Annotated in this window: 16 protein-coding genes and 1 tRNA gene; 7 read left to right on the forward strand and 10 right to left on the reverse strand. The window is 41.6% G+C overall.

Annotated elements, in window-relative coordinates:
• Window positions 1–27 precede the first annotated feature (27 nt).
• The 4 genes from AC13DA_RS03585 (at window position 28) to AC13DA_RS03600 (ending at window position 5,387) form a co-directional block, all read left to right on the forward strand.
• Window positions 28–1,887, forward strand: a complete 1,860-nt coding sequence (locus tag AC13DA_RS03585) for a M48 family metalloprotease (RefSeq protein WP_284450836.1) — start codon at window positions 28–30, stop codon at window positions 1,885–1,887.
• A 59-nt stretch (window positions 1,888–1,946) separates the two neighbouring features.
• The gene (locus tag AC13DA_RS03590; RefSeq protein ID WP_284450837.1) at window positions 1,947–2,555 is read left to right on the forward strand and encodes a hypothetical protein; all 609 of its coding nucleotides are present in this window, start codon (window positions 1,947–1,949) and stop codon (window positions 2,553–2,555) included.
• Window positions 2,556–3,192: 637 nt separating this feature from the next.
• Entirely contained in the window at window positions 3,193–4,254 is a 1,062-nt protein-coding gene (locus tag AC13DA_RS03595; protein ID WP_284450838.1) for a ParB/Srx family N-terminal domain-containing protein, read from the forward strand.
• A complete protein-coding gene (locus AC13DA_RS03600) occupies window positions 4,251–5,387 on the forward strand; it encodes a potassium channel family protein (RefSeq protein WP_284450839.1) in 1,137 nt (378 codons plus the stop codon). The genes AC13DA_RS03595 and AC13DA_RS03600 overlap by 4 nt, the downstream gene beginning before the upstream one ends.
• A gap of 5 nt (window positions 5,388–5,392) precedes the next feature.
• Here AC13DA_RS03600 and dndE read toward each other — a convergent pair whose 3' ends face one another.
• From dndE to dndB, 4 genes are read right to left on the reverse strand one after another with little or no spacing between them, the layout of a single operon-like run.
• Window positions 5,393–5,731 (reverse strand): DNA sulfur modification protein DndE, encoded by a 339-nt coding sequence (gene dndE, locus AC13DA_RS03605; RefSeq protein ID WP_284450840.1) that lies wholly within the window; start codon window positions 5,729–5,731, stop codon window positions 5,393–5,395.
• A gap of 2 nt (window positions 5,732–5,733) precedes the next feature.
• Window positions 5,734–7,692 carry a DNA sulfur modification protein DndD gene (dndD, locus tag AC13DA_RS03610; RefSeq protein ID WP_284450841.1) on the reverse strand — a complete coding sequence of 653 codons (1,959 nt, stop codon included), beginning with the start codon at window positions 7,690–7,692 and terminating at the stop codon, window positions 5,734–5,736.
• Window positions 7,682–9,349, reverse strand: coding sequence for a DNA phosphorothioation system sulfurtransferase DndC (gene dndC / locus AC13DA_RS03615; protein WP_284450842.1), 1,668 nt, complete (start codon window positions 9,347–9,349; stop codon window positions 7,682–7,684). The genes dndD and dndC overlap by 11 nt, the downstream gene beginning before the upstream one ends.
• The gene (gene dndB, locus AC13DA_RS03620; RefSeq protein ID WP_284450843.1) at window positions 9,339–10,430 is read right to left on the reverse strand and encodes a DNA sulfur modification protein DndB; all 1,092 of its coding nucleotides are present in this window, start codon (window positions 10,428–10,430) and stop codon (window positions 9,339–9,341) included. Before dndB ends, dndC begins: the two co-directional genes overlap by 11 nt.
• Window positions 10,431–10,562: 132 nt before the next feature.
• On the opposite strand from dndB, the gene dndA reads away from it, so the two are divergent.
• Window positions 10,563–11,687: a cysteine desulfurase DndA gene (dndA, locus tag AC13DA_RS03625; RefSeq protein WP_284450844.1), complete on the forward strand. Its 1,125-nt coding sequence runs from the start codon at window positions 10,563–10,565 to the stop codon at window positions 11,685–11,687.
• 34 nt (window positions 11,688–11,721) lie between these two features.
• Here dndA and AC13DA_RS03630 read toward each other — a convergent pair whose 3' ends face one another.
• The 3 genes from AC13DA_RS03630 to AC13DA_RS03640 all read right to left on the reverse strand — a co-directional run bounded on the left by AC13DA_RS03630 (window position 11,722) and on the right by AC13DA_RS03640 (window position 15,612).
• The gene (locus AC13DA_RS03630; RefSeq protein WP_284450845.1) at window positions 11,722–13,464 is read right to left on the reverse strand and encodes a protein adenylyltransferase SelO; all 1,743 of its coding nucleotides are present in this window, start codon (window positions 13,462–13,464) and stop codon (window positions 11,722–11,724) included.
• A 218-nt stretch (window positions 13,465–13,682) separates the two neighbouring features.
• Entirely contained in the window at window positions 13,683–14,084 is a 402-nt protein-coding gene (locus tag AC13DA_RS03635) for an SH3 domain-containing protein (protein WP_284450846.1), read from the reverse strand.
• 109 nt (window positions 14,085–14,193) lie between these two features.
• Window positions 14,194–15,612: a hypothetical protein gene (locus tag AC13DA_RS03640; protein WP_284450847.1), complete on the reverse strand. Its 1,419-nt coding sequence runs from the start codon at window positions 15,610–15,612 to the stop codon at window positions 14,194–14,196.
• A 257-nt stretch (window positions 15,613–15,869) separates the two neighbouring features.
• Here AC13DA_RS03640 and AC13DA_RS03645 point away from each other — a divergent pair, with 257 nt between their 5' ends.
• Window positions 15,870–17,501, forward strand: a complete 1,632-nt coding sequence (locus AC13DA_RS03645) for a methyl-accepting chemotaxis protein (RefSeq protein WP_284450848.1) — start codon at window positions 15,870–15,872, stop codon at window positions 17,499–17,501.
• A 93-nt stretch (window positions 17,502–17,594) separates the two neighbouring features.
• Here the strand turns inward: AC13DA_RS03645 and AC13DA_RS03650 are convergent.
• The 3 genes from AC13DA_RS03650 to hemN form a co-directional block, all read right to left on the reverse strand.
• Window positions 17,595–17,682: transfer RNA gene (locus tag AC13DA_RS03650), tRNA-Leu, on the reverse strand.
• A gap of 52 nt (window positions 17,683–17,734) precedes the next feature.
• Window positions 17,735–19,468: a chloride channel protein gene (locus AC13DA_RS03655; protein ID WP_284450849.1), complete on the reverse strand. Its 1,734-nt coding sequence runs from the start codon at window positions 19,466–19,468 to the stop codon at window positions 17,735–17,737.
• A gap of 5 nt (window positions 19,469–19,473) precedes the next feature.
• On the reverse strand, window positions 19,474–20,853 hold the full coding sequence (hemN, locus tag AC13DA_RS03660; protein WP_284450850.1) for an oxygen-independent coproporphyrinogen III oxidase: 1,380 nt from the start codon (window positions 20,851–20,853) through the stop codon (window positions 19,474–19,476).
• A 224-nt stretch (window positions 20,854–21,077) separates the two neighbouring features.
• On the opposite strand from hemN, the gene purD reads away from it, so the two are divergent.
• Window positions 21,078–22,364: a phosphoribosylamine--glycine ligase gene (gene purD, locus AC13DA_RS03665; RefSeq protein WP_284450851.1), complete on the forward strand. Its 1,287-nt coding sequence runs from the start codon at window positions 21,078–21,080 to the stop codon at window positions 22,362–22,364.
• Window positions 22,365–22,400 lie beyond the last annotated feature (36 nt).

Consider the following 22,400-nt stretch of genomic DNA (forward strand, 5'->3'; position numbering starts at 1 on the left):
CATGATTAACTAAAAGGAATTAGATAAATGGGACGTCTTAGTGAAGAGCAGTTTATTGAGTTGGTGCAAAAAGCTGAGCGAGATTCATTTAAGAGTCCGGGTAAATACAAGCTTCAATTAGCATTATTTGCATTGCTTGGTTATGTCGTTATTTTTTCAGTGCTGTTTGTGTTGATTATTTTGGTGGGCGGCACGGTTGGCATCGCGCTGTTGAGTAGTAGTATTTTCTTACTATTACTTAAGAAGAAACTGATCTTTATGATTCTCGCGGCAATTTGGGTTTTTCTTAAAGCGTTGTGGGTGAAATTTGAACCACCTACGGGTTATCGCTTAGAAAGGAATTCGTACCCAGCGCTTTTTAGCGAGATAGATCAGTTAACCCGATCGTTGAAGTCATTAAAAATTCATCAAGTATTAGTGACGGATGAGTTAAATGCGGCTGTAGTACAAAGCCCTAAATACGGCATTTTTGGTGGTCAGCAGAACACCTTAATTCTAGGTCTTCCCCTGTTATTAGCTTTATCCCCCACAGAGATGCGTGCAGTGCTTGCTCATGAGTTCGGCCATTTATCAGGTAATCATAGTCGTTTTTCAGGCTGGATTTACCGGGTTCGCATTACATGGAGTCGCATCATGAATTCTTATGAAAATACGGATTCATTTGGTGCTTCGATGATGCGAGCGTTTTTTGATTGGTATGCCCCAAAGTTTTCCGCCTATTCATTTGCACTTGCTCGTAATAATGAATATGAGGCAGATGACATTTCAGCTGAGCTCACATCACCAGAAACGGCTGCAAAAGCCTTAGTTAATGTCTATGTTTCTGCGCCTTATATTGAGCAGGATTACTGGAGTAAATTGATCAAAAGTGCCGATGATAGCGCTAGCCCACCGAAGACCCCATTTAAAGATTTGGCTAATTTTTTAAAACATAGCCCAATTGCACGAGATGAATTTGTAAAGCGTATTGAAAAAGAATTAGAGGTTAAAACGCATTATTCAGACACCCATCCAAGCCTGAATGACCGGGTGAGATCCTTGACCAGTGAATTTGTTATACCCGAGCCAGTTAAACGTAATGCCGCTGAAGTTTGGTTGGGCGATCGTTATCAATCGGTGTTAACTCACTTCGATAAGAAATGGTATGAGGATAATCGTCAGGCTTGGAAAAACCGCTATGACTATGTACAAAATGCCAGAGCATCAATTGTCGACTTCAAAACAAAACAGCCTGATGAGTTAACCGATGATGAGTTATGGGAATACGCCAGTTACACGAACGAGTTTGAAGATGCTGAGGCGGCCTATTCACTGTTTAGCCTTTATCAAAAAAGACATCCTGACAGTATTGGTGCCGCTTATTATGTTGGTAAATACTTGCTCAATAACAATCGTCCAGAGGGGCTTTCACAATTAAGAGTGGCCTTTAGAAGTCCAAACTTATTAACGGAAGTAGCTAATTTAGGCTACTCCTTTCTCATAGAACTAGGCGAACAGGAGAAAGCTGAAAAGTGGTGGCAAGACGCAGCCGATGCATATAAATTTCACCAAGAAGTGTATGAAGAGCGAGAAAATATCTCCATCGATGATCACTTTAAGTGGCCAGAAATTGGCGATGAAACACTCGCTCATCTGAAGAAGCGATTAAAGTCTCAGAAAAATGTTGGCTCAGTCTGGTTAGCCGAAAAAGTCTTAAAGCTGGATACGTCTGTACCCGTTTATATTATTGCCTTTTCACCAAAGGGCATCTTTACTCGTACCGATAACGCTGCACAGAAATTAGCAAATGCTTTAAATTTGGATTTCCCCATTTTTGTTGTATGCCTTAAAGGCGATTCGAAAAAATTTGGCAAAAAAATTAAAGCGATTGGAAAGCGGATACTTTAAAAGAGGAATCAAACAGGCTGCCCCATTGATTCTAATACAAATTTCAGGAAGGGCCTTACATGGGTGGACTAGGCATATTATTAATTATTGTTTTCTATATAGCTTTAACTGTTTTCTTGCTAATAAAGGCAAAATCGATGATGGCTAAATTGCTTATGTTCATCATAGCTATTTTATTACCGACAGCTGATGCAGTGTATGGGCGCTATAAGTTAAAGCAGATGTGTGGGTCTGAAGGTGGCTTAAAAATTTACCATGTTGCAAATAATGTCAAAGGTTTTATGGGGTACGCTAATGTAGATATGATTAAAAAATATGGCTATGATTATGTTGAGGAATGTCATTATAAATCAATTTGTTATGGTTATTATAAAGATGGGGGTGAGATTGTCAGAAAAGATGATATCTCACCAAAAAGTAAATATCTCATAAAAAAAGAGTTTGAGTTGAAAAATGGAAAATATGGTTACCAGAAATACTTAATCGAAGATATAAAGCTACAAAATATATTAGCAACTGATACTCAATTGGTTTTTATGGGGGGGTGGGCTGAACAATTTCTGGGCAAATTCACTGGAGCTGGCGGGGGAAATGTTGCTTTGTGTGAAAGCTCACCAGATGTCCTTGTTCGGATAGAGAATTTAATTAGCAAAACCTTATTACCATAAGGAAGGAGCCATGGCGTTAGAAATTCAACAATTATTGGACAGCTCTTGGATGTCTGGGGCTTCATACCTGAACTTGGAAGGAATAGATTCGACAGACTCCATTACACAATCATGTGATCAGCTAACTTGATTTTATTGAGCAGACCCCTAATCCAACTTAAAATCAAACTCTTTGACCCTATTGATGTTCTGGTTTAATTATCAAGTTGGCTGACACCTTGATATATTATGCCAAGTTAGCTAAGTGCTCAAACGATAAAGCATCACGCGATATTCAGGATTTAGTTACTCGAGAACTCTTTATACAAAACCCAGGCGGTGGACGGAGTACTAGTTATCGATTGATAGAAAAGGTTGAATTTTGAGTTATAGTAAATACGTTTCTATTAATGGCTAAAAGCCCTTCAAAATGGAGGGTCTATTTTTACTCGACGCTAAATAATTTAAAAGCTATTGGTGAAATCGTGACTGAAAAGAAAATCAATTACTCTGACCCGATGATTTTGCATGAATTTGAGATATGAATAAGCTCGTGGCCTGTTCTAACAAGGTCTGTTGTACCAGAATGAATCAGATGAACATGTATTCCAACACTTGGGAAAGATTTCATTCCTTTTAAGCCAAATAAGGATTAAATATGAGTCTAAGCGTGAAGTTGCTTGACATTAGAGTTTCGATTGACCAGTTGATGCTAGATCCTGGGAATTATCGATTAAATTATGATGGTGAATCTGAAAAATACGATGATAATGAAGTGCTTATCTTACAAGGAGAGACCTTACAGAGATTAGAAAAAGAGCGCCTCGGTGAATTGAGAGATTCAATTTTAGAAAATGGTTTCTTAGAGGTAGATCGTATCGTCGTTAGAAAATTAAATATTCCAGGAGATAAGAAATTTTACTTAATCATCGAAGGGAACCGTCGAGCTGCTGCCTTAAAAGGATTATTAGAAGATTATCGGGACGGTTTAGTTGATTTGGATTCGGAGTTAATTGAGAAGTCTAGATCAATAGGAGTTATTTGTGTTGATGGTACCTCAGAAGAAATAACAGATTATTCGAACACATTAATGGGGATCCGACATGTATCTGGACCTAAAAAATGGGCTGGTCTCCAGAGCGCGAAGTTAATCTACGACATGAAAGTTACAGGAAAGAGTCTTGGAGAAATTGGTAAGTTACTCGGTATTACTGACAAGGATGCAGGAAGACGGTGGAGAGGCTATATTGCTTTTAAGCAAATGAAAGAAGACCCTGAATTTGGCTCTAAAATAGTGACAAATCACTATGCATTACTTTTAGAGTTTTTAGGTGGCTCAAAAGTCGCTCGCAGTTGGCTGCAATGGAATGACAACATAGGATTTGAAAATACAGATAATAGGAAAAGATTATATAAAGCATTATGCACAGATAATGGTAATGAAGCAGAAATAAAGAATCCTGGTGATGCGAGACTCTTCCAAAAATATCTAGAAAGCCCAACACACATTGATTTAATTAGTAAAGGCATACCGCTTAGAGACTTACCACCTTTAGATGAAAAACCAGATGTTTGTAAAAAAGTAATTTTGAACTTTTCAAAATTTATTGAAAATCTTGAATCTTCTCAAACAAAACTTACCACCATTGATAAACAAGAGTTGATAAAGTTATACCAAAATCTTAGTGGAATTATATCTGAACTGGAGACTCGCCAATGAATAGAGAGTGGTACTCTTCAGCATATGAACAATTGAAAACAGAGTTACACAAATCTAAATCCGGTGTGATTCAAGGAAATACTTTTTTATTGGACTTTTTTATTGATAATCCAGTTGATGATTTTACATATTCAGAAGATGGTGTTGACGGTGTTCAAGCATATGTAAGAGAAGTCATCGACGATTTTCAGCTCTGGCTACAAGAAAATGCTGAAGATACAGTACAAATTGGAAATCGTTATAAATGGCAATCTAAGGTTGCGGTAAATAATTTGCAAGCAAAGGAAATCCCAGAGAATCTTAATTTACTTTCTGAGGATGAGGTACAAATAAAGAATAAGGCAGTATTGAATGAAGATGAAATTGTCAGTCTAGAAAAAATTTTATCAAAGTATCGAAATACTGATGACGTTACAGAAATTTATAATTTAACTTTAAAAATCGCGAATTGGCACGAAGAGAATACGGAACTAAATAGCACAATTGCTCAATGGTGGGAGAGCGTAGTAATCAGCTCTTCAAAAGCGAAGATTAAACAAACACACATGTGGCATGAAAAAGCAGCCAAATATTATTCTTTAAACAATGATCATGCTAAATCTGGTCAATTTTATGAGTCTGCACTTGAACGTTTGGAAATTGAAACCTTAGAACTAGAAACAGATAACGAAGAAAGGCAAAAAATTTTTACTGAATGTGTTGAGTTATGCAGACTTGCAAGAAGCCAGTACGGTTCTGCATTAAATGGTGAAGCCGAGTCGCGAGTATATATCAAAGAGTGTGAGCTAATAACCCGAAAAGCAAACTGTCTTTCAAAATTGTTCAGAAAACTGTATGGATGGGTTTCAAATTATGGTGAATCACCTTGGAGGGTTTTACTTTCAGCATTTGTATTAATTTTCGGCTGTGCGGCTTTGTATTTTTTTACCGATATAAACAACAATAATCATTGTGGAACAATATCTTTCTGGGATTCACTTTATTACAGTGTAGTAACCTTTTCAACGTTGGGATATGGTGACTTCTCACCATGTACAGGTTTGGGAAAATTAATAGCTTCATGTCAATCTTTATCCGGTTTATTGTTGACTAGTTTATTTTTAGTAACATTTGTTCGTCGGTTTCATCGTTGATGTAATTAAATATTCGATGTTAACAAAGATGATATTCCACGGCTTATATGAGATTTTATGTATGCATAGAGGTTAACTAAATCTCTGTTTGAGTAATTCTTGTATGAATGCAAAATCAAAGCCAAATAAAGATCGCTGTGTTCGCCAGAGAATGTTTTCCAGGACATCTCAATATTACTATCTGAAGGGATATTTTCTTTTGGTGGAGGACTGTTATCTGCTAATGAAGTACATAATGCCCAACGACATAGAACGTTCCAGTTCTCTATACCGGTTTTACGCTTCAGAATAATCAGCTGCTGCTTTTGCTTTTCTGATAAACGAATAATTTCGATGCCATGCATTGTTAAAAGTAACCTTCATTAAGAATGGATGTTTTGCTTTGTTCGTTGTAAAAAATATGGAACTCTCTAGAAATATAGGGTTTTAGCTGTTTGTAGTAGTCTCCAATAATTTCCTCATCGGTAGATAGTAAAATGACCTGCGGTCCTGCCTCAGGGAAGTAATTGTTGATTAATTTGCTTCTATGTTTTCCATCTAATCGGCCAAGAGGTGTATCAATAACCGTTGGGAGTTCTTTACCTGATGCTTCAGCTAGACCCCATAATATAGCAATGGCAAGTAACTGACGTTCACCTGCAGATAGTTTGGCTGGTTCAAGGGCATTACCAGTAATATCATACAAAGTGATAGCAAAACTGTTGGGGCAGATTTTTAGATCGCTAAGAAGCAGGGATTTTCGTCCCAAGGCATCAAACTTCTCCTTAACCAAGGTTTGTAAGTGCTCGATATTTTCACTAATTAGCTGTTCAGAAAAACCCTGTAATGTGGATTTTAGTTTTTTAATGTGTTCACTTATTTGCATTGAACGCTTTTGTTCAAAGGTATCTTTGTTTTGTTGTGCTAATAGATTGGTATAGCGTTGTGATAACGAGTTATTTTTAACTGTAGCTTGCTCGAGTAATACCTGCTTCTGTTTGTGCTGAATATGCAGATTTTTAGATATCGTTTCATACTGAGTGAGTTCGGTCAGTAAATGTTGAACCGAATCATTGGATGGGATGCTATCTAATTGTTTTTGGATTAGATTTTTCTGATCAAGTAATTGTGCCTGTTTATTTTTAAGATGTTTTCGTTGCTCCTCTTCTTGGATAATACGCTCATCTAGCCCATTAAAAATACCAAGGTCGGTATTTAGATAACACTCAACACTTGCTAGTTGTTGGCGAGCTTGTGCTTGTTCAGTCATGGTTTGGCTTACTTTTAATATCGTATCGCTCGGTGCAGCGCTAGTTTTTAGGGTGGCGAGAATTTTATCATCGTAGGCGCTGATTGCTTCGTCTAGTATTTTTGCCTGTTTTGCCTCAGTCTCGAGTCGTATTTGTGCTTTAGTTTGCTCAATTAAGTCTTTCACCAACCCTAGCGGACCAACTCCACCAGCAAGCCTGACTTGTTCAGTTTTATTTAGGTCTAGCTTAGCCTCAACGGCGCCTAATTCAAACTTGAGTTCATCACGTTTTTCTATGAGATGCGCGCCCGTGTTTCGCATTGTTTGGCGTGTTTTGTTGATGGCTATCTTGGTGTCAACAATTTGCTGTTCGATTTCAACTAGTTCTTTTTTCAGAGCTGACATCACTACATTTTGTTGCCCTATCTCTTCTTCACAAGCTTCTACTTTTATCAAGATGCTTTTATCTACGTTTTGCAAACGACGTTTTCTGTCAACTTGGCTGAGATCAATTTGTAGTTGGGATAGTAAATCCAGTCCTAGCAGGTTTTCAATACCTGTTTTTACAAGCTCTGAAGAGCGTTGTGAATGGGCAAAGTTTTCAATTTTCTCTCCATCAAAAAAGAATAAATCTGACAAGCTAAGTGGAATAAATTCATTTACAAAATCGTCCCAATATTGACTCAGGTGCTGGTCATAAACAGAGTCAACCCATACTTTGATTTTATCTTTTGTTTCTAAACCATTTACCAACCAGCGTCGTTCAATTTCATAATTTCTATCAAGGTTATCTGTACGATGTGTAAAGGATAGATTTAGTATTACTTCATCATCTTCTTTTGCAAAACGATTTTTACAACTTACTAAAAACTTACTATAGGCAATACTCGCTCTGTTTGAGCATTTTGCATGTTTTCCATACAACACGAGCTGTATGGCATCAAGAAAGGTTGTTTTTCCGGCTCCGTTTAGTGCACCTATCAAAATGACTGGCTTTCCCTCTTTTACTGAGAGATCAATTTTGTGTTCTCCTTGATAAATACCAAAGTTTTTAATCTGCAACTTTTTAAATATCATCACTGACTTCCTCAGCTTCAATCAGCAATGAGCTGTATCCTTTTTCTTTAATTGAACGGGTAATAATGGCGATTTCTTCGGCAATTGCTTTTTTTTCTCTATCTGACAAGTTAGGTGAGTTGTCATGCTGAATTTGCAGTTCATGCCGCTTGCGTTCTAATGCAAAAATCTTGGCCTCTTCTAGTGATGAAAATGCCCCTTTTTCTAGACTGTCATCTAACTCAGCAGATAAGTTTGCTCGGCGCAGCTGATTTTTATGCTTATCTGCAATGGCTATCACAGCACGGACTTGCTGGTACATCAGGCCTTCATCATCGTTATGTTCAGCACAGTATGTTTTTAATTTATTTAAAACCTGTTTATTTAGAACGGGGTGATGTGCTCGTCTTTCTCCTGGGTAATGTTTACCCATCACTTTTTCATATATGCCTGGTAAGTTATCTTCAACCTCAAGTTTTTCCTCCAGCCAGATACGACGAATTTCTTCTAATTCTTCCAGGGGAAGGAGCTCAAGATTTTTGACTTCAATTGGCCCCATTTTCTGAACTGCGACTTGGGCTTCAAGTACTTTTTGTAATAGTTCTTCTCGAAAGCTTTGAATGTAAGGCCCTGGGACTATATCAGCACCATTCTTGGTTATATGTACTGTCAGAGTCCCATTCATTCGGCGGAAATCACGTCGAGCTTTATCACGACGCAATTTGTCGAGTTTTTTATCATGGTTAGGATCATTGACGTCTATTTCATTGCGAAGTGCTAACAATGGCAGCATCCAATCTTTGTCTTCATCATTAGCAATCATTGCTGACATGGATTTATCTTCAGAAACCATCGTGCAGACATAGCAGCCAAACCGGCTGTCACCACAACTTTGAGTACTTTTATCCACTACTAAAGGGCATTCGCCACCTTCAGTAGCACCTTGATACATACCCATTAGATCTTGGTTCGGGAAATTCCAAGGATTTACAACGGAGTTCAGGTATATCCATACATCGTCATTTGTCCACTCTGCTATGGGAGTGTAAACCCAAACACGGTCTAAACTGCCATTTGCCGTTAAACCATCTGCTTTACGTGTATTGGTTTCTATATTTTCATAGTGCTCCATAGATGCTGCTCGTGAGGCACTTTCTGCTTTACGTGTACCAAGAACTAGAATAGCTTCGCCACGCTTATCGACTAGTCCTTTAATAAACGTATTGGATGGTGATATTTTTAATCGATCGGTGCACCAGCGGAATTTATACCTAGGAGCAGGGTAACCTTTACCAATTAAGTTAACCCAGAAACGATCTTTTACTTCTGGAGTAAGGCGATGTGGATGTATGGGTAAACTCTGTTTCTCAGTAGTTTCCTTCATGCGTTCTAGTGATTTTTCTACCCACATTGCAACAAAAGGGTTTTCTACCAGTGTATCCGTACTTATTACATGTACATCTTTATGGCATTTATTTTCTTCTTTTAATTCAATCAGGGAATACCAGATAAGTTGAAGAATAGCTGTGGAATCTTTCCCTCCGCTGTATCCTACTACCCAAGGTATTTCATCAGATAAATACAACTGTTTAATCTGCGATATGGCATCTTCAATTGTTTTCTTCAGGCCTTTGGCGCCAAAGGCTGAGTAGACTTTAATTGGTTTTTCACTGCTCATCTTCTGCACCTGATAACTTGAATTCCTGTTGCTGTTCTTTATCTGTTAGTGGGAGTTCAAGCAACATTTTAATTTTTATTGCTGTTGCTTTGGCTCTACTTAAGTTATTACTCATCTCTCCATTAATCATGCACCGACCTTCCCAATCAGCTTTATTGCTCCTGTCCCAGTTGATATCTTTGAGTCTCTTGAGTTTACTTTCCCAATTTGGGGTTTGGATTAACTGTTTTCCAACAATACCTAAGGCTTGTAATGTTACTGAGTGAACGTTTACAGAGTGCTTGCGAGTGTCGCCTGAAGAGACTTTGTCATGAAATACAAATTGCCATTCTTTGAGGTTTTCATATACGTTTTCCCAATACTGTGCGGCAATAGGAATTAACTCTTTATAGTTATCTATAGTGACTTTATCGAACAATTCTCGTGTTGCTTTATTAAATGCGCTATGAGTAAGAAGCTTCTTAGATCGAGGGCCTAAGTTATTTTTTTCTAGATCGATAAGTTTTTGAAAAACGAGGTTGGAATAGATTAGTTCTTTTGAAAGCAATGCATAAGGTTTATTGTCATAAGTTATGCCTAGTGATCTATCAGCTTTTTTGGGATAGAGGTTAAGATCCTTAAAGATTTTCTGTCTTTCTTCCAAAGATTTATCGGCAAAAAACACTACAGAAATACTTTCTTCCGAAAGGGTAGGGTCTTTTTTTAAAGCTTCCATGATTGCTGCATTTCGATGCTGTCCATCAGTGATATAAACTTCCGCGTCAGCATCAATATTCAGTGTTCCAATGTGAGCCTCGTGGACATTTTTTCCTATTGGTACAAAAAAACTGTCTCCTTCTATACAGGCTGTGATGGCTGAAAAAGCGTAGTCTTCACGTTGTGAGAGAATATAGTTTGTAATTTCGGGGATCCGTTCTTCGTTTAAGATACGCTGTGCTCTTGCTTCAACTGGTAAACTGCTTTCATCAAATGTAAATATCTTTCTCAGTCTTTTTAACGGACACATTACAATATAATATTCACTACCTGCTTGGATTCCACGAATAGCTGGAAATGATGTTCCAGAGGTTATAATTGTCACGTTAAACACCTGTATAGCTTAAGCTTGTTTGTACAATCATTTTAACTTGTATGTACAAACACCTGCAATATCCATTTATTTAAGTTCTGGCCTATATCTAGTCCACACCATAATTTAGAGGCAGAAATCTTTATGACTACTTACCTTGATTTTAGTGCTACTACGCCTGTCATTCCTGAAGTTGCTGAGTTGGTTTATACGTTAATGGTTAAAGAGTTTGGTAATGCTGGTAGTAGAACACATGAATATGGTGTTGCGGCAAAACGAGCCGTTGAACTTGCAAGAAGTCAGGTTGCAAACATAGCTGAAGCTGATAAGAATGAAGTTATTTTTACCAGTGGTGCTACTGAAAGTAATAATATTGCTATTTTAGGTTTGCGTGAATTTGCCGAGCAAAATGGAAAAAAACATATTATTACGAGCAAAATAGAGCATAAAGCTGTATTGGAGCCAGTAATTCATTTAGAAGAACAAGGGTTTGATGTAACTTACCTTGACGTTACATCTGGTGGTCAAGTTGATATATCTCAACTTAAATCAGCATTACGTGATGACACTGTCCTAGTTTCTATTATGCATGTTAACAACGAGACTGGAGCAATACAGCCAATTGCTGATATTTGCCAAATTTTGCAGGGACATGACGCATACTTTCACGTTGATGCTGCACAAAGTTTTGGTAAATATCCTTTTGACCTTGAGAGTCCCAGAATAGATTTTATAAGTGCTAGTGGGCATAAGTTGTATGCACCTAAAGGTATAGGTGCATTAATCATGCGCCGTAGAGGATTCCTTAAACCGCCATTGAAACCAATCTTTTTTGGAGGGGAGCAAGAAAAAGGCTTGCGACCAGGCACGCATGCTACACCTCTGATTGCAGGCTTTGGGCTGGCTTGTGAATTAGCTTCAAAGAATAAAAATCAATGGTTGTCTCATGTGAAAGAAGTGAAGCATAGTTTTATTGATGTGATTACAAAGCTTGGAGCGGAAATTAACGGCCAGAATACCTCGCCTTATATTGTGAATTTCTCTATTCCTGGAGTGAATTCAGAAGCTGCTATGGTAAAACTTAAAGGAATTATCGCAGTATCAAACGGGTCTGCCTGCACCTCGAACAGCTACAAACCTTCTCATGTTCTAACCGCCATGGGTTACAGCTCAGATAGGATCAGTAGCTCGATTAGAGCATCCTTTGGGATTCAAACAACAGAGTTGCCTGTACTAGAAATTCAGTCTGCATTAAAGTCTCTAATCTAGTTTGAATTAAGAATAAAAAGCGTCAGATTTCGAATCATGACGAGCAACTATAATGCGATATACCACCGATATCACTCAGCTCCGTCGGCATAAGCCGATAGTATTTTTCCTCGATGTCTTTTGACTGTTCTGTGTAGGGTTGTGTCATCACATCCTGTAATTCACGAAGAAGTGTGTATTCACCTTCGGCGGCTTGTTTATAAGCAGCAACGAGCTGCCACTCTCGCAAAATATATTTCGGATTAACCCGTTTCATTTGATTAGAAATCGCTTCACGGGAACGGGTAGAGTTTGCATCGTTATTATCACTGATGCCTAGCAGCGTTTGCCATTTATCAAACCACGCTGACCAGTGTTTTTCAATGTCCTGAGTGTTTGGAGACGTTGAGTTAATGCCATTTTCAGCAGGATTTAATTCACCATAAAAGCTTTTTTTCAGTGGCTCGATGTTGTCAGGCACCTCTGAGAGCTCACGAAAGAAAATGGTGTAATCGACGGGTGTCAGTGTCATCAGGCTGATGAGCTCGCTAAACAATGCTTCGTTATAATCTTCAAGCCCGAGTTTAGCTGCCCACATCTTTTCTAATTGCGTTTGGATGACGTTAGCAAAACCGTGTTGAACGTCTTCAAGCTCTGATAGGTAATGCGGATCGCCCTTAAGCAAAGGCTGTAAGGCTTTACAAAACATGGCGAAGTTACGTGCTGCCGCGGCGGGTTGGTTAAAGAATGAGAAATGACGTCCGCCCCCGATCCATGGCTGGTATAGAGGATCAAACGCTTCACAGAAGCCAAAAGGACCATAGTCCAGTGTAAAACCGCCGACCGCGCAGTTGTCACTGTTAAAATTGCCTTGGCAATAACCGACGCGTATCCAGTTAGCGATAAGCGAGGTGAGGCGTTCACGAAACGCCTTGGCAAGTGAAATGGCTTTTGGTTCGATATTCAGGTTGTTATCGATAACGTCAGCATATTCTCGATCGATCACGTGCAAGACGATCTTTTCCAGCTCATCCATGGCATTTTCATGTGCATGATTCACAACACGGCGGGCAAATAGCTCAAGTTGACCCACCCGAATAAAAGACGGGGCAACGCGGGTTGAGATGGCAACGGGTTCGGTGATAATAATATCCGGTTCAGCTGCTGTTGAACCCTCCGAATACCAGGGCCGTCTGACCCGCTCCGTTGTCGAGGCATACAAACTTAATGAACGTGATGTGGGCACACCGAGTGCATGCATGTGCTCTTGAGCAAGAAACTCTCTGATGCTGGATCGTAAAACGGCACGACCATCTGCACCGCGGCAGTAGGGTGTTCGCCCGCCACCTTTTAACTGCATTTCCCAGCGTTGGCCTTTGATAACGGCTTCTAATACGGAAATCGCTCGACCATCACCGTAGCCATTACCGGTTTGGAACGGACACTGCTGTGTGTATTCCGTACCGTAAATAGATAAGGCGTAACCCGTCGCCCAACCGACTTTACGGATAGGCTCTGGAACATAAGTGAGATCGCCGGAAAACAGTCGAATGAAGTCTTCCGAGGTCGCCAGGCTGTCTGCGAAACCCAGTTCATCGAAAAAGGTTTTACTGTGCGTCACATAAACGGGGTTTTCGATGGGCGTCGGTTTTACCGGAACATAATGCCCCGAGAAAACTTGTCTTGGATAATGGTCATCGCCATTTGAGGTTGCGTCAGGATCACAATTCAGTGAGTCCATGAGCGAATAGCTTGTGAGTTGTGCAAGGTCGTCGAGTGTCGAGACTTCTGAAGTCATATTTTTGAGGGCTTATCAATAGTGTCAGAGTGTTTGATTTCACCAGTATGACTGGCTTAATCAGGTGAAGTTCTACGTTAACATTTAACTGAACTTACTCAAAACCCAATAAGCAGGATGAATCAGGGAGAAATGGAAACAATCGGGAAATTATGGGTCAGCCAACTTGATTAGGCTGACCCTTATTTATAGTCAAAATATCGATGAAGCAATTACTCTTACTGTTTCGCTGTTAGTGCTTGTTGGACCCAGCCTTCAGCACCGTCATCGGTGGTGACAAAATAAAAGCCGTTTGCTTGTTCACCCATAAATACCAGACTGCTGGTTTTATCAACGAGCGAGACGGTCTCTGATGATTTGCTCGGATCTTTATAGACTTTCAGTTTGTTGATTTTAGCAACTAATACATCGCCTGCTTCAAGAGCGCCGCTGGTATCTTCTGACTCATTATTACCAAACCCCATTGTTTTGCCGAGAGAACTGACTTCTTTCGAACTGCTGCTGACATCGGAAACCGCATTTTTCAGATCACGAATACCATCCATGAAGTCTGCATGTACGACGGGGGTAATGGTAGTCAAAGTCATTGTAATTGCTAGAAGAAGGGTCTGTTTGAACATGGTTATATATCCTTATTGAGAATGATTATTTCTGTATTTTTCGGATAATAACTAATTTTGTAAAAAATCTCTTACATTTCTTAACAGTCCGCTTTGCAAACCAATCACGCTAACCTAATTTATTAAAAATCCAATAAGCGGGACGAATCAGTAAAAAGTGAATAATTCTGTAAGTCCAGGTTATCAATATATAGAGCGGACTTATAAAGCCGAGTAATGGCAGATAAAAAAGAACAAAACTTAGCCGGTGTACTAGATAACGAAGGGTGAATGGAAACCAGTGACGGTAATTAACTCTGAGTGGTGAGGCCCAGAGTTTGAGGTATAAGAACCAGGATGTTTTGTAGGCGACCAGGCCAATCACTAGTGAAGCGATTAATGAAAGATGAACCCATGACGGGATAGCTGGGTGGATGCGATCATCCAGTTCTTTCGCTCGAGCCTCATTGGGCTGAAATAGCATGACGGATTTTGTTAAAACATGGAGTGGCAGTAAGGCGAGCTCGAGGTTGCTGCTTTGCGGTTGGACGGCTTTAGTGGCAGAGATGCTATGATCAAAATGCAGGGCAGTACGTAATTTCCCTGATGAATCAATCTCTACCGGGACAGGTGATGAGGTGTTTTTGGGTGCAAAGGTATTATAAAAGTCACCAGCGGTATATGAACTTAAACTGCCAGCATCTTTTCGTTTTTGCCAGTCTTTAGCCAATTGATCTAAGGTTTTTTTGGGTTTGTCTGAGCCGAGAATGATCAGGCTGATATCTCTATCAGCAGCGACTTTTTCCAAATCCGTTACAGCGATCTTTTCTTTACCTTGAATGATAAAGCCATCCTCTACCTTGGCTGAAATAACAAAGCTTTGCTGCCGCATTGTTTTGAGTGCATTTAGTAACTGGTTTGTTCCGACTTTATCCACGAGTATTTTTGAGCCGTAGCTTTGTTTGGGCAGCGTCAGATCAGGATTATCGGCTAATTGAATCAAACGCATATTTGCCGAGGTAACTGGCCGTTGTAACTGCCACAGTGCCGTTTTTAATGAAGACATATCGCTAATGTTGATACTGATATGGTTATCAATCAGTTGGGTTGCCGTCGGGCTGGTGCTTAAGGAATAGGTTTTGCCATGCCGTGATTTGAGTTTGATGGCAACGTCTGCGGGCAGTTTATTAAAGGCATCCAGAGAGTAGGGGAGATTGCTTTCAGAAAGTAATAAGGTGGCTTGTTTGTTTGCATCCACTGCATTTTCAGTGAATTGATGCACAGGCACGTTTTTGCCATCTGGCGTTCTTGCCATCCACTGGTTTTGGCTGTGATTGAAGCTAATTTCAGCGACACTGCCTTCTGGATAATGAGCTAATTCATCAGCAAAGCGGAAAGATGAGGCGTGATGTGTGTCCGGCGCATCCACTTTTTTGCCTAATTTGGCTAAACCAGAGATCAAACCTGCTTCGGCCTGAGGAACTGTAAAAATGAATAGGGCGGCCAGGGCTAGGAAAAGCCAGCTTATTTTAGTGGGTGAAGCGGTCATTCAGACGTCGTTCTCTTATGGTCCATCACATCGGAAAAAATGGTACAGCAAATTTGAGCTTAAAGGCAGAAATCAGCGTGTTTTCTGGAAGCAGTTAACAAAATTTATTAATCTGTTTTAACGATTAAATTAACAGGAAATAATCGTTGTATTAAATTATTGCTTCTAAATTAAACTGTGGCTGAATTTCAGGGGCATGGCAAATGTGTGAGTCAGCGTCGGCCCTTCGCTCATATTGCCTATATAAGGGAATTGCCATGTTTAAGAAACTTTCTATACCTAAGGCCCTGCAGTTAGCATTCGGCGCATCAATAGCGATTATCATTGCTGTGGGTATTTATCCTCTATTCGCTATTCATGATCTGCAAAATAAATTTGTCTCTGTGGTGGATCGAAATGTCAGCTTATTAACCACGATTTCTGATTTACGTTATTACACCGTTACTTATCGTCGCTTTGCTTTAGATTATGGGTTGACCAATGATGCAGACGAGCACCAGAAGATATTGGTGACGATTGATTACAACAATCAGAAGATGTCTGAAGCTATGAAGCACATGCTTTCCTTAGCCGATACGCCTGTCATTCGCCAAAATATAGAAAGTTTTCAGCAGCAAATAGCTGATTATGTTGCCATGCAGAACAAGTATATCGAGCTTATTGATCAAGGCCGAATTGATGAAGCAAGACAAGAAATGCTGGGTCCGATGCTGGCGCCATTTAATGCGATTGTTAAGTTATTAAGCGATTTACAACATGACTTGCAGGCTGAAGCGATTGAGATCAAACAACATGAGGCGGCACACATTCAGACATTGGTCATACAGAGTGCTGTGACGGGCATTATTTCTGTGGCCTTTGTGTTGCTGATGATCTTCTTCATCACACGTAAAGTGACCGTGCCTCTCGATAAATTGATCCAACAAATGCAGGCGGTAGAGCAGGGAGATTTGAGCAAAAACTTAGTGCTCTCAGAGTTTGCTGAGGATGAGCTGGGATCGGCAGCTTATTATTTTGATCAAATGCAGCGTGGTCTGGCGCAGTTAGCTCAGGAAATCAACGACAGTGTGCAATCATTGGAAGTGACCAGTGAACAGTTAAATAATAGAGTGCAGGAAACGACGTTAAATCTGGCGACACAGCGTAACGAAATTTCTCAAATCGCCACAGCGACTGAGCAAATGCAGGTGGGATTTGAAGAGGTAGCGCTACGTACCGTGGATGCTTCTCAGCAGAGCGAAAAAGCCAGCCATGAAGCGCAGGAAAGTGGCGAGATGATTCAGCAGTCGATACAGCAGACGGAAGATATGGCGACGGCGTTAAGTAATACCTCTGAAGTGGTGACTAAATTACAATATGACAGTCACAATATTAGTGTTATTTCAGAAGTGATTAGCGGTATTACAGAGCAGACAAACTTACTTGCCTTAAATGCGGCTATTGAAGCTGCCAGAGCCGGTGAAGCGGGTAGAGGTTTTGCGGTGGTGGCTGATGAAGTGCGTAAATTGGCGACGAAAACCAAGTCATCTTTGGGGGAAATTGCCGATGTGATTGCCTCAATTCAGAGTAATGCGGCTCAAGCGGCCGATATGATGCAAAGCAGTCAGGAACAGATGCGTTCAGGTCTCAGCCAGATTCGTAATATGGGCAATTCTTTCGACAATATATTGCAGGTCTCCGACAGAATTGCCGGTATGAGTAGTCAGATTGCCACTGCCACGGAACAGCAAACTTCCGTTGTTAAAAATTTAAGTGAGAGTGTTTCGACTATTTACCAAGCTTCTGATCGTATTGCTGACAGTGCGAAATCAACCGAACAAGCTTGTTTAGCTTTGGGTAATGAAAGTCAGCACTTAAGTCAGTTAGCCAGTCGCTTTAAACTAGCTTAGGTTTATCGTGCTGGGAAACAGTGAAAGAAAATAATATGTTGTAGAAATAAAAAAGCCTCGATACTTTGCAGTATCAAGGCTTTCATATTCTTATGGTACCCAGGGCCGGAATCGAACCGGCACGCCGGATTAGGGCGAGGGATTTTAAGTCCCTTGTGTCTACCAATTTCACCACCTGGGCAACAAGCCGCACATTATAACGAAGATTTTCGATTTGTTCACTACCCTTTTTACTATTTTGTTACAGATTTGGGTAATTGGTAGTGGGCTTCGATCATTTCGCGGGTCAGAATGCCGTAAATTCGTTCGATCATCGGGGCGTTCTGACGGCTGACATAAAGGGCCTCTACATGATGTTCATTCAAGGCCTGATACGCTTCGAACAGACTGGTATGTAAGGAAATTTTGTGTACATCCCGACGTGTGCCTGGGATCTGCATTAAGTCTATTTCGCTATTTTCGCCCATCTCTTTGACGCTGACCGCTCTTGCCAGATCACTGGCAGGCATCATCACGACCGGGATGCGATCACGGGTGATGATGATCCATTCAGGACTGTTTTTTAGGGTTTGCATCGCCATTTGAGCGTTGATCACTTGATTTAAGGTGACAAAATTACGCTGCATAGCTGCCCCAACACTGACTTTGCGTAAGGCTTGTGAAATGGGGTCGTTTTGAAAATCGAGTCCGCGATAACGCAGAATACTGACAAATAGCGCATCGAGCTTAAAGTAGTCATGAATAATCAGACTGGAGAATACAATCGCCAACATCCCTGGCAGGATGATTTCAGGGTTACCGGTTAATTCCAACATGGCCATCAACGCAGCAAGCGGGGCTTTAAGTGTGGCCGACATCATCGCACACATGCCGATAACCGCATAAAAGGTCATGGATGAAGCATATTCCGGCATGACTAAATTACCGATATAACCCAGAATAGCACCGGCACATGCACCAACGACCATAGTAGGGCCCACCATGCCGGCGGGAATGCCAAAACCAACGCAGGCAGAAGACAGCACAAGTTTAAGAATCAGAATAATCACCAGGCTGCCAATCGCGATTTCATTAGCAGAAATACTGCCAATAATGCCGTACCCCATGCCCATTACTTCGGGCACAGCCATGCCAAAAATACCCATCAAAATGCCCGCGTAGGTTGGACGTATCCAGGCTGGATGTTTACTGAATGTGCCAGAGAAAAATTGCAGACTTTTTAACGATAAAGTGGCTAAACCACCAATAATGATGCCGAGAAAGATAATGTAGGGCAGCTCCCATAACGATTGCATTTGGGTAGCGAGATTGACGAAAACGGTATCATCACCAAAGGTCAGACGGCAAACCACCGCGCCAGTGACGGCTGCCAGAATGACTGGAATAAAGCTGGCGATATGGTATTCCATCATGATGACTTCCATTGCGAAGATCACACCAGCGATGGGGGTATTAAACGAGGCGGCAATGGCGGCGGCAGAGCCTGAGGCCACCAGAATACGCACGCTGTTATTGGGGAGTTCTAAACCACTGGCGAGTAAACTGCCGCTGGCAGCACCCAGATGAACCCCCGGACCTTCACGACCCACAGAGTGGCCGGTAATAATGGCGATACTGGTGCCGATAAATTGGCGAACCGCATTTTGCCAGGGAAGCCGGCCTTCATAGGAGGACAGCCGTTCGATCACATGCAAAATACCGGTATTGCGTTGCTCTGCATCCAGTCCACGAAATAATAGACCAATCAATAAACCGCCGATAATCGGCATGGCAAGTAACCAGTACCACGGCAAAGAGTCATAACTATCGACTTCACCAGAAGGGAATAGCAGCATCTGACCAGAATCAATGGTCAGGCGTAACAGAATGATGGCCAGACTCGACAGTAAACCGGTGATGACCGCAAGCACATAAAGCTTGACGCCCAGTCGACCAAAGATAAAGTACTGTCGGATTTTTTCCAGCATATTCCCTATATAACTTTGGAAAATCGCTGCCTTGCTTGTTGACAGTATTTATCAAACACCATGCAGATATTACGTATTAACAAGCGGCCAGCGGGTAAGACTTCTATAGAGTCCCATTTATACTGCAACAGGCCGTCTTGGGCAAATTGTTCTAGGTCGGCAATGGCATCTGAAAAATAGTCGTTGAAGTTGATCTGATAGGCTTTTTCAATGGCGGGTATGTCCAGGGCAAAATCACAGATAAGACGGGTGATGATATCGCGACGACATTTATCATCCTCATCCAGCTCTACACCACGTAATACCGGCAATTTTCCCGCTTTGATCGCCTCATCGTATTCCGGCAGTGTTTTCACATTTTGCACATAGGCATCACCGACTTTGCCGATAGAGGTCACACCCAAACCAATTAGATCACACTCTGCGCGGGTCGAGTAACCTTGAAAGTTGCGATAGAGCTGTTTGTTTTGTTGGGCTAGTGTGAGTTCATCATCAGGTTTGGCGAAATGGTCCATACCTATATATACATAACCTGCGGCAGTGAGTTTATCGATGGTGCGATGCAGAATTTGTAACTTCACTTGTGGTGGTGGGATATCGGCCGTGGCGATTTGGCGCTGAGTTTTAAACAAGTCAGGCATGTGTGCGTAGTTAAACACAGATAAACGATCCGGGCTGGCAGCAATCACCTTGTCTAAGGTGTCGCTAAAACTTTCCACGGTCTGATGTGGCAGGCCATAGATCAAATCCAGGCTGATGCTACGAAAACCTTCACGACGGGCGGCGTCTAGAATGGAGAATGTTTGTTCTTCTGTTTGAATCCGGTTAACTGCTTTCTGCACTTTAGGATTGAAGTCCTGTAAACCGAGGCTGATGCGGTTAAAACCCAGTTCTCTTAACAGTTTGATGGTGGCGTCATCCGCTTCGCGGGGATCAATTTCAATTGAAAACTCGCCTTTGTCATCATCTGCCAAGGTGAAATATTTCCGTGTCTGCGCCATCAGTTCACGCATTTGTTGATGCGTTAAAAACGTCGGCGTGCCGCCGCCCCAGTGTAATTGTTCTACCACACGGTTTGTGTCAAACAACTCAGCCTGCATGCGAATTTCTTCATAGAGATTTTCCAGGTAAGGCTGAGCATGCTGGCGGTTTTTGGTGATGATTTTATTGCAGGCACAATAGAAACAAACCGTATCGCAGAATGGCACATGGAAATATAAAGACAGTGGGCCGCCACGCTGATTTGATAAGGCAATATGCTGGGCATAAGTGTCGGCAGTAAAACCATGATGAAATTCGACTGCCGTCGGGTAAGAGGTATAACGCGGGCCAGCTTTGTCGTAACGGCGGATTAATTCGGCATTAAATTCAATCGCATCAGTCATGGTTTTGTTCCTAAATAATGTGTGCAAAGTATAACCAGCGAGGATTTGTGCTGTTTTAATATCCGAACAGATCTTGACCTGGATCAAAGCTGGCGCTGGCTACGGACTGATGAGTGGAGAAAAAGAATCGCTTTGCCTATATAAATCATCGATTTTGATGGTTTGGAAAAGCCGTTATCTACGGTATTATTAGCCTCTTTTTTAAGCATCTCCGGCAATCATCTATGAAAGTATTAGTCATCGGTAGCGGTGGGCGCGAACATGCACTCGCCTGGAAACTGAATCAATCTCCAAAATGTTCTCAAGTCTTTGTCGCACCCGGTAATCCCGGCACGGCCAGTGAAAGCAATATCAGCAATGTGGATATCAAAGTCGAAGATATCGCCGGGCTGGTGAAATTTGCTCAGGACAATGCGATTGATCTCACCGTGGTCGGGCCGGAAGTGCCATTAACCATGGGCGTTGTCGATGCGTTTGAAGCAGCGGGTTTACGTTGTTTTGGTCCATCAAAAGCGGCGGCACAATTAGAAGCCTCAAAGAGTTTCACCAAAGACTTTTTGGCTCGTCATCAAATTCCAACCGCGGCTTATCAAGTATTTACTCAGGTTGATGAAGCCAAAGCGTACATTCAAGAGCAGGGCGCACCCATTGTGGTAAAAGCCGATGGTTTAGCTGCGGGTAAAGGCGTGATTGTAGCGATGACCGAAGCCGAAGCCATTGCTGCGGTAGAAGATATGCTGTCTGGTAATGCCTTTGGCGACGCCGGTAGCCGCGTGGTCATTGAAGAATTTATGACAGGCGAAGAAGCCAGCTTTATTGTGATGGTCGATGGGGAACATATTCTGCCACTCGCAACCTCGCAAGATCACAAAGCACGTGATGACGGTGATAAAGGTCCGAACACAGGTGGTATGGGCGCATACTCTCCAGCTCCAGTGGTCACCGATGAAGTGTTTACACGCATTATGGACGAAGTGATTGAGCCTACTGTTAAAGGCATGGCGGCTGATGGTCGTCCTTACACCGGCTTTTTGTATGCCGGTTTGATGATTGATGAAGCCGGTGCGCCGCGTGTGGTTGAATATAACTGCCGTTTTGGTGATCCCGAAACCCAGCCTATTTTGATGCGTTTGCAATCTGACCTTATCACCTTATGTGAAGCAGCTTTAGATAAACGCTTGAATGAAGTCGAAGCTGAATGGGATCCTCGTGCAGCTATCGGTGTCGTGATGGCCGCAGGTGGTTATCCCGATAGTTATCGTAAAGGTGATGTGATTACTGGTATTGCCGACGCTGAGAAAAATGGCAGCAAAGTGTTTCATGCTGGCACAGCGAGTCAAGGTGATGATGTGGTTACGGCTGGCGGTCGTGTGTTATGTGTGACCGCACTGGGTAATACCGTGGCAGAAGCGCAAAAGTCGGCTTATCAGGCATTGGATCACATTAAGTGGAAAGATGCGTATTTCCGTACCGATATAGCCTACCGCGCTGTGGCACGTGAGCAGGGCTAAATTGACGGCTTAAGAAGGTAAAAAAGGGGTTACTGG

The organism is Methylophaga sp. F-2 (genome assembly GCF_056859315.1).